Genomic DNA, 13,863 nt, shown 5'->3' with positions numbered 1-13,863 from the left:
CATTTGAGTCCTGCCCTTTGAATCTGTTGCAGCACATCGCCCAGTCACGCCATCTCTTGCGCAAGTCGGAGCTGAAAGTAGCCGATCACGTGCTGCTTGATCCGGCGGCCGTGATGCACAGCTCCATGGCTGATCTCGCTCATGCGGTCGGCATCAGCGAGCCGACCATCGTGCGTTTCTGTCGCGCCATTGGCTGTACCGGTTTTCAGGACCTGAAACTAAAGCTGGCCCAAAGCCTCGCCGCTGGCGCGAGCTTCGGGCAGTTCGCCATCCACGAAGACGATTCCGTCGCCGATTACAGCCTGAAGATTTTCGATACCACCCTGCACACGCTGATAGAAGTGCGCGAAAAGCTCGACCCCCATGCCTTGCAGGCAGCGGTGACGGTCATGGCTGCGGCGCATCGTGTCGAGTTCTACGGTTTCGGCGCCTCGGGTGCGGTCGCGGCTGACGCCCAGCACAAGTTCTTCCGTCTGTTACTGACGGCAGCGTCCTACTCCGATCCGCACATGCAGGCGATGTCGGCTGTGACGCTCAAACCCACGGACGTCGCGGTGTGTATCTCCCAGTCCGGTCGTTCGAAAGACTTGCTGATCACGGCGAATCTGGTGCGCGAAAGCGGCGCCAACCTGATCACCCTGTGCCCGAGTCAGACGCCATTGGCCGAGCTGTCCACGGTCAACCTCGCCATCGATGTGCACGAAGACACCGAGATCTATACGCCGTTGACCTCGCGCATCGCGCACTTGGTGGTCATTGATGTCCTGGCAATGGGCGTCGCAATGGCGCGCGGTCCAAGCCTGGTCAATCACCTGAAAAGCGTGAAGCGTAGTTTGCGCAGCCTGCGGTTGTCGCCGAAGTCGATCAAATCATCCGAAGATTGAGCTAAGCCCCCGCAGTGCTGAAACCTTCACCAACCTGTAACGCTTCCGACGTCTGATCGTCACCGCGTCCCGCCACTCTGTACTCCCGCACACGAATGGGAGACAGGATATGCCTCGGCACTACGATGACTCGCAGCAGCACAGCCCCTCCAGCACCAAGACCCGCCGTCAGCAGGAAGACCAACGCCGCATGGCGTTCCGGCGCGCGATCGAAAGCCATTCCGAAGAACGCCGACTGAACCAGGAGCTCTCGAACTATCTGGATGGCGCCACGGCCCACTTCTGGCAGAGCGCTAGCGCTTCGGAAGGTGGCCATCAAAGCGCGCGACCAGCTCGCTGATCTGTGTACGCTCCGTCCGAATGAATGACAGGAACGCGTGAGCCACCGGCGACAGACGTTTGTCCCGTGCCTGTACGACGCACCAGCTTCGGTACAGCGGCAATTCGGCCACTGGCAGCTCAATCAGCGTGCCAGTGGCAAGTTCCAGGCTCAGCGCATGGCGCGTCAGCAGTGCGACGCCAAGCCCCGCGACCACGCATTCGCGCTGCGCCTCGGCCGATGAGACCTCCAGCGTGTGCTCGAAGTGAATGCGCTTCTCCTTGAAATACTCCTCGCACGCCTTGCGCGTCCCCGAGCCCTGCTCGCGGACCACCAGCGTTGCCGACTCCAGATCCTTCAACATTGGATTGGGCAACAGCGTCAACGGATGATCCGGCTGCGCCACGGCAACGATCGGGTTATTCAGAAAGGGCAAGAACTCCAGGCCCATGTCCTGCGGGACCATCGACATCACCACCAGGTCATCGCGGTTATCCGAGAGTCGCCGAATCACCTGCGCTCGATTGACGACCGTGAGGTTGAGCATGACTTCCGGGTATTTGCGCTTGAAGGCCGCAAACAGGTGCGGCACGAAGTACTTGGCGCTGGATTCGATCGCCAGTTTGAGCTGCCCCTGCAGCGAGCCCTGCATGTCGGAGAGCTGCATGTCGAGGTTCTCCAGCCGACCAAAGATGTCGCGGCTGGCGAGCTGCAGCGCCTCGGCTGCTTCCGTGAGATAGAGCTTTTTACCCACGTATTCAAATAGCGGCTGGCCGACCAGCTCTTCCAGCTGACGAATCTGCAGGCTCACCGCCGGCTGGGTCAGCGACATTTCTTCAGCTGCGCGACTGTAAGAGCGCAAATCACAGACCTCATTAAAGATCCGTAATTGACGCAACGTCATGCGCATCAATGACTTACGCATTTATCTACTCCTGGTCGCTTAGCTGATAGTAACAACTATAAGGTTTTGCTTATGGTTCACCCAATATTTACTCATTTTTGTTAATTGCTGATTCGTCATAGGGTGGCTTCACCTGCGAGCAACATGCAGTAACGGAATGTCGCGCGGTATTGGCCAGCCATCTGGTCCGTCTGCTAATCGGTCGAGGAAATACCAGTGATAAAAAAAATCCTGATCGCTAACCGTGGGGAAATTGCTGTCCGGATCGTGCGCGCCTGCGCCGAAATGGGCATCCGCTCGGTGGCGATCTATTCCGACGCGGACCGTCACGCGCTCCACGTGAAGCGTGCGGACGAAGCGTATGGCATCGGCTCGGAGCCCCTCGAAGGCTATTTGAACCCGCGCAAGCTGGTGAACCTCGCCGTTGAAACCGGCTGCGATGCGTTGCACCCCGGCTATGGGTTTCTTTCGGAGAACGCAGAGCTGGCGGATATCTGCGCCGAGCGAGGGATCAAGTTCATCGGCCCGTCCGCTGAAGTGATCCGCCGCATGGGGGACAAAACCGAAGCTCGCCGCAGCATGATCAAGGCCGGCGTACCGGTGACGCCCGGCACGGAAGGCAATGTTGCCGACATCGCCGAAGCATTGGTGGAAGGCGATCGCATCGGTTACCCCGTCATGCTCAAGGCCACGTCGGGCGGCGGCGGTCGCGGCATTCGTCGCTGCAACAGCCGGGAAGAGCTGGAACAGGCGTTTCCTCGGGTCATTTCCGAAGCCACCAAGGCCTTCGGCAAGGCCGAAGTCTTTCTCGAAAAGTGCATCGTCAACCCAAAGCACATCGAAGCGCAGATCCTTGGCGACAGCTTTGGCAACGTCGTTCACCTGTTCGAGCGTGATTGCTCGATCCAGCGCCGCAACCAGAAGCTCATTGAAATCGCCCCGAGCCCGCAACTGACGCCGGAGCAGCGCGCTTACATCGGCGACCTCTCCGTGCGCGCCGCCAAGGCCGTAGGTTACGAGAACGCCGGTACCGTGGAGTTCTTGCTCGCCGAGGGCGAGGTGTACTTCATGGAGATGAACACTCGCGTACAGGTCGAGCACACGATCACCGAGGAAATCACCGGGATTGACATCGTCCGCGAGCAGATCCGCATCGCCTCGGGGCTGCCGCTGTCGGTCAAGCAGGAAGACATCATCCATCGCGGTTTCGCGTTGCAGTTCCGCATCAACGCGGAAGACCCGAAAAACAACTTCCTGCCGAGCTTTGGCAAGATCACCCGCTATTACGCGCCCGGCGGTCCCGGCGTGCGCACCGATACGGCGATCTACACCGGCTACACCATCCCGCCGTATTACGACTCCATGTGCCTGAAGCTGATCGTCTGGGCGCTGACCTGGGAGGAGGCGATGGACCGCGGCCTGCGTGCGCTGGATGACATGCGTCTGCAAGGGGTGAAGACCACCGCCGCGTATTACCAGGAAATCCTGCGCAACCCGGAATTCCGCAGCGGCCAGTTCAATACCAGCTTCGTTGAGAGCCACCCCGAGCTGACCAATTACTCGATCAAGCGCAAACCCGAAGAGCTGGCCCTGGCCATCGCCGCCGCCATTGCTGCCCATGCGGGCTTATAAAAAAGCCAGCTGCAAGCGCTAAGCCGCAAGCCGCAAGTTGAAGCCGATCCGCTGTTACTTGCCGCTTGTAGCTTGCCGCTTGACGCTAAAAGGAGATCCGAACATGTCCAAGAAAATCTTCGTCACCGACACTATTCTGCGCGACGCCCACCAGTCTCTGCTGGCGACCCGCATGCGCACCGAGGACATGCTGCCGATCTGCGACAGGCTCGACAAAGTCGGCTATTGGTCGCTGGAAGTGTGGGGCGGTGCGACCTTCGACGCCTGCGTACGCTTCCTGAAGGAAGACCCGTGGGAGCGTCTGCGCCAATTGCGCGCGGCGCTGCCCAACACGCGTCTGCAAATGCTGCTTCGCGGTCAGAACCTGCTGGGGTATCGCCACTACAGCGATGACGTGGTCAAAGCCTTCGTCGCCAAGGCCGCGGACAACGGTATCGACGTGTTCCGCATCTTTGACGCCATGAACGACGTGCGCAACCTGCGCGTGGCGGTCGAAGCGGTGAAGGCTTCCGGTAAACATGCCCAGGGCACGATTGCGTACACCACCAGCCCGGTGCACACCATTGGCGCGTTTGTGGCGCAGGCCAAAGAGATGGAAGCGATGGGCTGTGATTCCGTCGCGATCAAGGACATGGCCGGTCTGCTGACCCCGTATGCCACGGGTGAACTGGTCAAGGCGCTGAAGGCCGAGCAGTCGCTGCCGGTGTTTATCCACTCCCATGACACCGCCGGCCTGGCCGCGATGTGCCAGCTCAAGGCCATCGAAAACGGTGCCGACCATATCGACACCGCGATTTCCAGCTTCGCTTGGGGCACCAGCCACCCAGGTACCGAGTCGATGGTCGCGGCCCTCAAAGGCAGCGAATTCGACACCGGCCTGGACCTGGAACTGCTGCAGGAAATCGGCCTGTATTTCTACGCGGTGCGTAAGAAGTATCACCAGTTCGAAAGCGAATTCACGGCGGTCGATACCCGCGTGCAGGTCAACCAAGTGCCGGGCGGCATGATCTCCAACCTCGCCAACCAGCTCAAAGAGCAGGGCGCGTTGAACCGCATGGGCGAAGTGCTGGCCGAGATTCCACGGGTGCGCAAAGACTTGGGCTATCCACCGCTCGTGACTCCGACTTCACAGATCGTTGGCACCCAGGCGTTTTTCAACGTGCTGGCCGGCGAGCGTTACAAAACCATCACCAATGAAGTGAAGCTTTACCTCACTGGCGGCTACGGCAAAGCGCCAGGGCAGGTGGACGAGACCCTGCGCCGGCAGGCCATCGGCAACGAAGAGCTGATCGACGTACGTCCGGCCGACCTGCTCAAGCCGGAAATGACAAAGCTGCGCGGCGAAATCGGCGCGTTGGCGACGACCGAAGAAGACGTGCTCACTTACGCCATGTTCCCGGACATCGGCCGCAAGTTTCTCGAAGAGCGTGCGGCGGGCACGCTGGCGCCAGAGCCGCTGCTGCCGATTCCAGAGCCTGGCGCAGTGGCGAAAGCAGGTGGCGAGGGCGTACCGACCGAATTCGTCATCGATGTTCACGGCGAAAGCTACCGCGTCGATATCACCGGCGTGGGCGTGAAGGCCGAGGGCAAGCGACACTTCTATCTGTCCATCGACGGTATGCCGGAAGAAGTGGTGTTCGAGCCGCTCAATGAGTTCGTCGGCAGTGGCATCGGCAAGCGTGCGCAGGCCAGCAAACCGGGCCATGTCAGCACTTCGATGCCGGGCAATATCGTCGACGTGCTGGTGAAGGAGGGCGATACAGTCCGCGCCGGTCAGGCAGTGCTGATCACCGAAGCGATGAAGATGGAGACCGAAGTTCAGGCTGCGGTGGCCGGCAAGGTAGCGGCCATCCATGTCGCAAAAGGCGATCGCGTGAACCCGGGCGAGATTTTGGTCGAAATCGAGGGCTGACACTGCCGCTGCAAAATTGACCGCCTGCCGCGCACAGACGCGGCAGGCTGAACGGTTACCTCTGGGGGAGCTCTCGTGGCTCCTCTTTTTTTGCCTGTAGCCAGGCGCCGTCGGCTGTTTCGTTTCGACGCACTCAGTGGCCGCGTAGTTGCTCCAGCGTTCTGATTTGCTGATCGTTTTTAAAGTTATCCACAGCCAGCCATGCTTCAAACGCTTGCTGTACAGCCGGCCATTCGCTGTCGATGATCGAATACCAGGCGGTGTCGCGATTCTGCCCCTTGAACACGGAATGCTGTCGGAATGTGCCTTCGAAGCTGAATCCGAAACGCTCTGCCGCACGCTTGGAGCGGGCATTGTTGGCGTTGCATTTCCATTCCAGACGGCGATTGCCCAGCGCAAAGGATTCCCTCGCCAGCAGGTAGACCGCCTCCGTGGCTTTGGGGGTGCGTTGCATCGAGGCGCCGAAGGTCACATGACCAATTTCGATGCGGCCCGCGCTCGGGACGATGGACATCAAGCCCAGAAAGCCGTCGATGGCGCCGGTCTGTTGATCAATGACGGTGTAAAACCATGGGTCGGTCGAGCCCTCCAGTCCTGCGAGATAGTCATCGAATGCGCCGCGCTCGGGAAACGGGCCCACGAACAGGTAATCCCACAGTTTGCGGTCTGCGGCCGGTCCTTCAAGGGCCTCCCACAGGTCATCGCCATGGCGGGCAGCGTCGAGTTTTTCCAGACGAATAAAGCGTCCTTGCAGCGTGCGCGTGTCCGGCAGCTTGGCCGGTTGCCAGTGTGTAAGATCCGACATATCGAGGGTTCCTGGTCTTACAGCGGTTTGCGAAATTGGATATAGCCCGGGCGCTCTGCGATGTGCTCGTAGAGCTGAATGGCGGTGGCGTTGGTTTCGTGGGTGAGCCAATGGACTTTGTCGGCGCCGTCCAGCTTGGCGGTCGCGTAGACGTACTCGATCAACTGGCGGCCAACGCCCGTGCCGCGGTGTTCAGGCACCACCAGCAAGTCCTGCAAGTAGCAGGCATTGTTGATGCTCCAGTTCGAGCGGTGATAAATGAAATGCACCATGCCTACCGCCTTGCCGTCCTGCCAGGCAAGGGCGGCATTGGTCGGCTCGTTCGCATCTAGCAGGCGCTGCCAGGTGCTCTGTGTGACCGCATCGGCCAGCGTGGTTTTGTAGAAGGTCAGATAGGCGTGCCACAACGGCAACCAGGCGTCGTGATCTTGGGCAGTGACGGGGCGGATGTGGAGGTCAGACACGCGATTCTCCCTGGCTCATCAATTGAGCGATTTTCTGATCGGATGGGTCTTGGCTGAGTGCCAGGCCCTTGCTGACGCCAGCGATGTCTTTGGCGCTGCGGTTCTGGTTGAGCTTGCGCTTGCCTTCAAGCCGCTCGATGGGGATCGCGAAGCCGACGATGCCGTTGAGCATCTTCTCGATGTAATCGGCGGGTGCGTCGCTGACAGCCCAAGGCTCGGCGCGGCTGGCTTCGTGCTTGTTGGTCAGGCCGGTGACAACCTGCAGCAGCTGCCCGGGGTCAGTGAACACATCGGCACGGCCATACGCGTGCACCGCCAGATAATTCCACGTCGGCACCACTTTGCCGTGTTCGGCCTTGGCCGCATAAAAAGAGGGGCTGATGTAGGCGTCTGCCCCCAGGAAAATCAGCAGTGCTTCGGCGCCCGTCTCCAGAGCCTTCCACTGCGGATTGGCTTTGGCGAGATGCCCATACAGCGTGCCTTGCGAGCCTTGAGTGGGTTCGAGCAGCAGGGGGATATGACTCGCTTGCAGACCGGTCTCGTCAAACGTAACCAGTGTCGCAAGGCGCGTGGCTTCTATCTGCCCGTGCAGGCTGGCAATGTCTTCATCTTTGAAATAGCTGGGCGTGTACATGAGATTTTCCTTGGCGGCTGAGCCAATCCTAGGCAGCCTATTGGTTCGTTGTAAGAGCCATTAATGGTCTATCTCATAGAGCCAATGCCATGCACGCACCCACGCCTGCGCTCACGTTCGATTTCACCGGCATCGAGTTGAACCGCCGCCATGGTCTTAGCCGCCAGCTCTACCAGACCCTGCGCGAGCGCATCCTCGACGGTCGCGTGTCGGGAGGCACGCGCTTGCCGGCGAGCCGGGATCTGGCGTTGTCCCTCGGCATTTCCCGCAACAGTGTGATGCGCGCTTATGACCAGCTCTACGCGGAAGGCTTTACCGAAAGCCGTGTTGGCGATGGCACTTACGTCGCATTGTTGAGGGAGCAACCGTCCGCTGCAAAAAAACTATCCACACACCTGTCCACAGGGTTATCACCAGGCTTATCAACAGGTTTACCCACAAAACTCCCGTTTCTGAGCGCTGAGCTGTCCAACAATCTTATCCACAGCACAGCGATGCATACGCTTGATCAGCATCATTTGCGGCCGCCGAAAAGCGGCCTACCGAAGGCCTTTCGAAGCGGTGTTCCGGCATTCGATCTGTTCCCTTTCGACACGTGGGGCAAGCTGCACGCGGCTTTCTGGCGTAAACCGGGCCTGCAACATCTGGGCTACGGCGACCCGGCCGGCGAATGGCGACTGCGAGAGCTGATCGCTGCTTATTTGAGGACATCCCGCGACCTGCGCTGCGTACCTGAGCAAATTGTGATCACCAATGGCGCACAGCAGGCGATTACCCTTTGTGCACAGCTGCTGCTTGAGCAGGGCGACGTGGTAGCCATCGAAAATCCGGGGTACCGCGCGGCCGGTCATGCCTTTGGGGTGGCTGGCGCTAAGTTGCAGGGCATGGCAGTTGACGCCGAGGGCATGCGCGCCCCGGCTCTGGATGACTCAGGCTGCAAGTTGGCGTACGTGACGCCCTCTCATCAATACCCGCTGGGCGTGACGATGAGTCTCGCGCGGCGGCTGGAGCTGCTCGCGTGGGCCGAGCGCAATCAAGGCTGGATCGTCGAAGACGATTACGACGGCGAATACCGCTACAGCGGCGCCCCACTGGCGCCGTTGGCGGCGCTGGATCGTAGCGGTCGTGTGCTGTATGTCGGGACCTTCGGCAAGGTCGCATTTCCGGCCCTGCGTCTGGGTTATCTGGTGTTGCCGGGCAACCTGGTGGAGCCGTTCAGCCGGCGCCGGGCTGTAGACATGCGCCATTCCGAGGTAGGCACGCAAATGGTCATGGCCCAGTTCATCGCGGCGGGCCACTTTCAGCGGCACATCCGCCGCATGCGCCGGGCTGCGTTGAGTCGACGCAATGCATTACTGGCCGGCTGGCCCAAGGAGCTTGAGGGTTGCAGCCCGATGATCAAGCCGGCTGCAGGCCTGCATGTCACCGTCGCGGTGGACACCCTGAAGCGCGAAACGGAACTGGTCACCAAAGCGGAAAGTGTTGGCGTCGAGATCGCGCCGTTGAGTGAATATTGGCTGCCGGAGTCAGAGACGCCGGTGGATGATAGGGCAGGGCTGGTACTGGGATTTGCGGCGGTGCCCGAGGCCGACATTGCCTCGGCGCTGGCGCGGTTACGGGGTGCATGGCGGGTTTGATCAAGCCGACAGGGGCGTTGGCGCGTCACCAAGCAGGCACCGGCGTATACTCGCGCCCATCGCAATCCTTCTCCGAGATACGCCCATGAGTCTTCCTCTCTCTGTGGCGCCGCAGCGCAAGCTCGGCGCGCCGTTGATCGCCTTCCTTTTGTTGGTGGTCGGCGCTCTTTTCCTGCAATCCGCCGTTGGCGGCAGGCAAGTGCTGTTACTGATCGTTGGCGCCGCACTGGGCCTCACGCTGTATCACGCCGCTTTCGGCTTCACCTCGGCCTGGCGGGTATTCATCAACGAGCGACGCGGCGCCGGTTTGCGTGCGCAGATGGTGATGCTGGCCGTCGCGGTGGTGCTGTTCTTCCCCGCGCTGGGTGCCGGCACGCTGTTCGGCACGCCGGTGACCGGCCTCGTGGCCCCGGCCGGTGTGTCCGTTGTCTTCGGCGCTTTCATCTTCGGCATCGGCATGCAAATGGGCGGCGGTTGTGCGTCCGGCACGCTGTTCACCGTCGGCGGCGGCAATGCACGGATGCTCGTGACCTTGCTGTTCTTCATCATTGGCTCGCTGATCGCCACCCATCACGTCGATTGGTGGTTCTCGCTGCCGTCGTTCCCCGCCACCTCCATTGTCAAAAGCTTCGGCGTGATCCCTGCGCTGCTCATGAGCCTGGCGCTGTTCGCAGTCATTGCTTTTGTCACCGTCAAACTGGAAAAGCGTCGGCACGGAGAGCTGGAAGCGGCCGTCACCAGTGAGCACGTTGGCTTGCGCCGCTTCCTCCGCGGTCCCTGGCCGCTGGTGTGGGGGGCGGTAGGCCTGGCGCTGCTCAACTACGCCACACTGGCATTGGCAGGTCGCCCTTGGGGCATCACCTCGGCCTTTGCGCTATGGGGGGCGAAAGTCGCCGGTGGCTTGGGTGTGGATGTGGGCAGTTGGCCGTTCTGGCAGATGCCAGCGAATGCCAAGGCGTTGGCCGCGCCGGTGTGGGAAGACATCACCACCGTGATGGACATCGGCATCATGCTGGGTGCCGCAGTGGCGGCGGGCCTGGCAGGACGATTCGCCCCGAGTCTGAAAATCCCGGCACGCTCGCTGATCGCTGCGGTGATTGGCGGACTGTTGTTGGGTTACGGGTCGCGCCTGGCGTACGGCTGCAATATCGGCGCGTACTTTAGCGGCATCGCCTCAGGCAGCCTGCACGGCTGGCTATGGCTGGTCGCTGCCTTTGCGGGCAACGCGGTGGGGGTGCGGATTCGGCCGGTCTTCTTCGAAGGCGAACGTCGGCCCGCTGTTTTGACCGGATGCTGAACGAGTGAGCCAAGGGAAAAGGAGCGCGCTTGCACGCGGTTTGCGAGCAAGCGCGCTGATCCACCGGGTTTAACCGGCGATCTGCTCCTTCGCCAGCTTGGCGATGTTTTCCGCCGTGAATCCGTACTTGGCCTGGAGCTTCTCGATGGGAGCCGACGCACCAAAGGTGTTCATCACGATCTTGGCGCCGGTCTGACCGACGTACCGATCCCAGCCCACCGGCCCGGCCTGTTCCACCACCACACGTGCTTTAACGTCCGGCGGTAGCACGCCGTCGCGATAGGCCTTGTCCTGATCTTCGAACAGCTCCCAGCTCGGCATCGACACCACCCGCGCCGCAACGCCTTGAGCTTTAAGCGTCTCGAACGCCGCAACGGTCATGCCGACCTCGCTGCCGGTGGCGATCAGGATGACGTCTACTTTGCCTTCCACCGCATCGGCCAGCACATAGGCGCCTTTGGTCAGGCCCTCGGCGCTGGCGTATTTCGAGCGATCAAGGGTTGGCAGCGGCTGGCGGGACAGCACCAGGCACGACGGTCTGCTGGTTTGCGCCAGCGCGATTTTCCAGGCTTGGGCCGTTTCGTTGGCATCGCCCGGACGAATCGTCAGCACACCCGGCGTTGCCCGCAGCTGAGTCAATTGCTCAATGGGCTGGTGCGTCGGGCCGTCTTCGCCGACGCCAATGGAGTCGTGGGTGAAGACGAACACCACCGGCAACTCCATGATCGACGCCAGACGAATCGGCGGCTTCATGTAATCGCTGAACACCAGAAAGGTTGAGGTATACGGGCGGATGTAAGACAGCGCCAAACCATTCGCAATCGAGCCCATGGCGTGTTCGCGCACGCCGAAGTGCAGATTTCGGCCGCTGTAATTGCCGGCCTCGAAGCTGCCCGCACCGTCAAAGGTCAGGTTGGTTTTGGTCGACGGCGAAAGGTCTGCCGAGCCGCCGATAAGCCATGGGATCTGCTCGGCAAACGCGTTCAGCACCTTGCCACCAGAAGCGCGGGAAGCAATGCCTTTGGCGTCCGCTTCAAAACTCATCTGCTTGTCTTGCCAGCCTTCGGGCATCTCACCTGCACGCATGCGCTTGAGCTGATCGGCGAGCTCCGGCTGGTCCTTTTCGAACTGGTTGAAGGTTGCGAGCCATGCGTCGTAATCGCTGCCGCTACGTTCCAGCAGAGCATCACGCAGGTAATGGCGAGCATCTTCCGGCACCAGGAAGCTGCTGTTTTCATCCCAGCCGTAGGCTTTTTTGGTCAGCTTGATTTCGTCATCGCCCAACGGTTCGCCGTGTGCGGCAGAGGTGTTGTGTTTGTTGGGCGAGCCGAAGCCGATGATGCTGTCGACCACGATCAGGGTCGGTGCATCGCTGGTTTGCTGAAAAGTTTGAAGCGCCTTTGCCAGCGCGCTGGCGTCGTTGGCGTCTTTGACGTGCAGGGTTTTCCAGCCGTAGCCCTCGAAACGCTTCTGCACATCGTCGCTGTAGGCCAGCTCGGTATGGCCTTCGATACTGATGGTGTTGTTGTCGTAGATCCAGCACAGGTTCGACAGCTTGAGGTGCCCGGCGATTGAAGCCGCCTCGGCCGTCACGCCTTCCATCATGTCGCCGTCGCCGCAGAGTACATAAACGTTGTAATCGAACAGCGTCGCGCCCGGCTTGTTGAAGTGCTCGCCGAGCCAGCGCTCGCCCATCGCCATGCCCACGCTGTTGGCGCAGCCCTGGCCCAGCGGGCCGGTGGTGGTTTCCACGCCAGTGGTCATGCGGTATTCGGGGTGGCCAGGGGTTTTGGAGTCCATCTGGCGAAACTGCTTGATGTCCTCAAGGCTCACCGCGGGTTTGCCCGACGGTTTGCCGTGCTCATCGATCTCGATCACACCGGCCAGATGCAGCAGTGAATAAAGCAGCATCGAGGCGTGGCCGACCGATAGCACAAAGCGGTCGCGGTTTGGCCAGTCAGGATGTTCCGGGTGGTAGCGCAGGAAATCTTTCCACAGCGTGTAGCCGACAGGTGCCAGCGCCATCGGCGTGCCGGGGTGCCCGGAATTGGCCTTCTGCACGGCGTCCATGGCCAGGGTGCGGATGGTATTGATGGTCAATTGGTCGCGGTCGTTGTGCGGCGTAAACGCGCGCACTGCGCCTGATCGTTCGGTGGAGTGAGAGTTGGCAGACGAGCTCATTAACGTTCTCCTCGTGACGGGTAGCGGAAGCATCCAGATAGGTGTTGAGCCCCTGAACGCTCAGATCGTTCCATGAACAATCTGTTAGCCGACTCGGTGGAGAAGCGATTCAGCTTTCCGCTCGTATTTGGTTACATATACCCTCGGGGCGCGACGAACGAAGTTGTTCTCACGTATTCGAAGCCTTGGGTCGAGCCTTTGCCGACTGATTCAACGTATTGCGACGGAGGTGGCTTTTGCAGGAATTTATCGTCAAGAAGTACCGGGCCATGATCCGGACGTTTACCTACATCGGTTGGTCCTTGTTCTGGCTGCTGATATGGGATGTTGTCGTCACCGTCGACTTCATGCTGTTTCTCGATCGCAAGATCACCTTGCCATCGATGCCCCTGACCCTGTTGGGTTCTGCGCTGGTGGTGCTGACCAGTTTCCGCAACACCAGTGCATATAACCGCTGGTGGGAGGCGCGCACGTTATGGGGCGCGCTGGTCAATAACTCCCGCAGCTTCGCCCGGCAGGTGCTGACGTTCATTGATGACGACGAAGGTCTGAATCCGGTCAAGGCCACGCTGTTACGCCGGCACGTCGCTTACGTCGAATGCCTGTCGGCCCATTTGAAAGGCAGCGATTGCGGCGAACACGTAACCGCGATGATTTCACGGGAAGAGTACGAGCGCCGCACGCGCACCAACAACTTCCCCAACGCGATTATCAATGAGTCCGCGGCGATCATCGCCCAGGAATACAAAGCCGGCCGCCTGGACAGCATTCGTCTTGAGCGGCTCGAAGCGACGCTGGTGGAAATCTCCAACAACCAGGGCGGCATGGAACGCATCGCCAATACCCCGTTGCCTTACCCGTACGTGACGTTCCCGCGCCTGTTCATCACGTTGTTTTGCATCATCGTGCCCATCGGTCTGGTGGAAACGCTGGGATGGTTTACGCCGCTGGCGTCCACCGTGGTCGGCTTCATGCTGCTGGCAATCGAGAAAATCGGCACCGACCTGCAAAGCCCGTTCAAAGCCTCCGAGCACGAGATCCAGATGAAAGCGCTGTGCGAAAACATCTCCGGAAATCTGAATTCGATGCTGCAGGATGCGATGGATAAACGGCCGGTTGAGGTGGCTTATCCGCGATAAGGTAATGCCGTTGTTTCAAGGGAGCGTTGACCAACGCTTGGGAGAGTGCCAAACA

At 60.5% G+C, this 13,863-nt stretch carries 12 protein-coding genes; 7 read left to right on the top strand and 5 right to left on the bottom strand.

The window, feature by feature from the left end; genetic code table 11:
• Positions 1-17: 17 nt before the first annotated feature.
• Both hexR and EC919_RS11335 read left to right on the top strand, forming a co-directional pair.
• Positions 18-884: a transcriptional regulator HexR gene (hexR, locus tag EC919_RS11340; protein ID WP_065988147.1), complete on the top strand. Its 867-nt coding sequence runs from the start codon at positions 18-20 to the stop codon at positions 882-884.
• A gap of 109 nt (positions 885-993) precedes the next feature.
• A complete protein-coding gene (locus tag EC919_RS11335) occupies positions 994-1,224 on the top strand; it encodes a PA3496 family putative envelope integrity protein (RefSeq protein ID WP_133773938.1) in 231 nt (76 codons plus the stop codon).
• Here EC919_RS11335 and EC919_RS11330 read toward each other — a convergent pair.
• On the bottom strand, positions 1,178-2,128 hold the full coding sequence (locus tag EC919_RS11330) for a LysR family transcriptional regulator (protein WP_133773936.1): 951 nt from the start codon (positions 2,126-2,128) through the stop codon (positions 1,178-1,180). The genes EC919_RS11335 and EC919_RS11330 overlap by 47 nt on opposite strands.
• Before the next feature lie 195 nt (positions 2,129-2,323).
• Between EC919_RS11330 and EC919_RS11325 the strand changes: the two genes are divergently transcribed.
• A complete protein-coding gene (locus tag EC919_RS11325; protein WP_074885974.1) occupies positions 2,324-3,739 on the top strand; it encodes an acetyl-CoA carboxylase biotin carboxylase subunit in 1,416 nt (471 codons plus the stop codon).
• A 103-nt stretch (positions 3,740-3,842) separates the two neighbouring features.
• Positions 3,843-5,651 (top strand): sodium-extruding oxaloacetate decarboxylase subunit alpha, encoded by a 1,809-nt coding sequence (gene oadA, locus EC919_RS11320; RefSeq protein ID WP_133773934.1) that lies wholly within the window; start codon positions 3,843-3,845, stop codon positions 5,649-5,651.
• A gap of 133 nt (positions 5,652-5,784) precedes the next feature.
• On the opposite strand, the gene EC919_RS11315 is transcribed toward oadA, so the two are convergent.
• From EC919_RS11315 to EC919_RS11305, 3 genes are read right to left on the bottom strand one after another with little or no spacing between them, the layout of a single operon-like run.
• Positions 5,785-6,456, bottom strand: coding sequence for a GNAT family N-acetyltransferase (locus tag EC919_RS11315; protein ID WP_133773932.1), 672 nt, complete (start codon positions 6,454-6,456; stop codon positions 5,785-5,787).
• 17 nt (positions 6,457-6,473) lie between these two features.
• Complete coding sequence (locus tag EC919_RS11310; RefSeq protein WP_133773930.1) at positions 6,474-6,920, bottom strand: GNAT family N-acetyltransferase; 447 nt, start codon at positions 6,918-6,920, stop codon at positions 6,474-6,476.
• Entirely contained in the window at positions 6,913-7,554 is a 642-nt protein-coding gene (locus tag EC919_RS11305) for an FMN-binding negative transcriptional regulator (protein ID WP_133773928.1), read from the bottom strand. The genes EC919_RS11310 and EC919_RS11305 overlap by 8 nt, the downstream gene beginning before the upstream one ends.
• 89 nt (positions 7,555-7,643) lie before the next feature.
• Here EC919_RS11305 and EC919_RS11300 point away from each other — a divergent pair, with 89 nt between their 5' ends.
• The gene (locus EC919_RS11300; protein ID WP_133773926.1) at positions 7,644-9,191 is read left to right on the top strand and encodes a PLP-dependent aminotransferase family protein; all 1,548 of its coding nucleotides are present in this window, start codon (positions 7,644-7,646) and stop codon (positions 9,189-9,191) included.
• A gap of 85 nt (positions 9,192-9,276) precedes the next feature.
• On the top strand, positions 9,277-10,488 hold the full coding sequence (locus tag EC919_RS11295; RefSeq protein ID WP_133773924.1) for a YeeE/YedE family protein: 1,212 nt from the start codon (positions 9,277-9,279) through the stop codon (positions 10,486-10,488).
• A gap of 69 nt (positions 10,489-10,557) precedes the next feature.
• Here the strand turns inward: EC919_RS11295 and tkt are convergent, their stop codons facing one another.
• The gene (gene tkt / locus EC919_RS11290; RefSeq protein WP_133773922.1) at positions 10,558-12,669 is read right to left on the bottom strand and encodes a transketolase; all 2,112 of its coding nucleotides are present in this window, start codon (positions 12,667-12,669) and stop codon (positions 10,558-10,560) included.
• Between the two features lie 269 nt (positions 12,670-12,938).
• Here tkt and EC919_RS11285 point away from each other — a divergent pair, with 269 nt between their 5' ends.
• Positions 12,939-13,808, top strand: coding sequence for a bestrophin family protein (locus EC919_RS11285; RefSeq protein ID WP_432213808.1), 870 nt, complete (start codon positions 12,939-12,941; stop codon positions 13,806-13,808).
• Positions 13,809-13,863: the final 55 nt, after the last annotated feature.

This window comes from Pseudomonas graminis, assembly GCF_004364335.1.
GTDB lineage: Bacteria > Pseudomonadota > Gammaproteobacteria > Pseudomonadales > Pseudomonadaceae > Aquipseudomonas > Aquipseudomonas graminis_D.
This window is presented reverse-complemented; position numbering and strand designations above follow the sequence as displayed.

What these genes read in the sequence shown, in the direction of transcription:
- EC919_RS11335 (WP_133773938.1), top strand. Translation starts at nt 994, where the DNA reads ATGCCTCGGCACTACGATGACTCGCAGCAGCACAGCCCCTCCAGCACC.
- EC919_RS11330 (WP_133773936.1), bottom strand. Translation starts at nt 2,128, where the DNA reads ATGCGTAAGTCATTGATGCGCATGACGTTGCGTCAATTACGGATCTTT.
- oadA (WP_133773934.1), top strand. Translation starts at nt 3,843, where the DNA reads ATGTCCAAGAAAATCTTCGTCACCGACACTATTCTGCGCGACGCCCAC.
- EC919_RS11315 (WP_133773932.1), bottom strand. Translation starts at nt 6,456, where the DNA reads ATGTCGGATCTTACACACTGGCAACCGGCCAAGCTGCCGGACACGCGC.
- EC919_RS11305 (WP_133773928.1), bottom strand. Translation starts at nt 7,554, where the DNA reads ATGTACACGCCCAGCTATTTCAAAGATGAAGACATTGCCAGCCTGCAC.
- EC919_RS11300 (WP_133773926.1), top strand. Translation starts at nt 7,644, where the DNA reads ATGCACGCACCCACGCCTGCGCTCACGTTCGATTTCACCGGCATCGAG.
- EC919_RS11295 (WP_133773924.1), top strand. Translation starts at nt 9,277, where the DNA reads ATGAGTCTTCCTCTCTCTGTGGCGCCGCAGCGCAAGCTCGGCGCGCCG.
- tkt (WP_133773922.1), bottom strand. Translation starts at nt 12,669, where the DNA reads ATGAGCTCGTCTGCCAACTCTCACTCCACCGAACGATCAGGCGCAGTG.
- EC919_RS11285 (WP_432213808.1), top strand. Translation starts at nt 12,939, where the DNA reads ATGATCCGGACGTTTACCTACATCGGTTGGTCCTTGTTCTGGCTGCTG.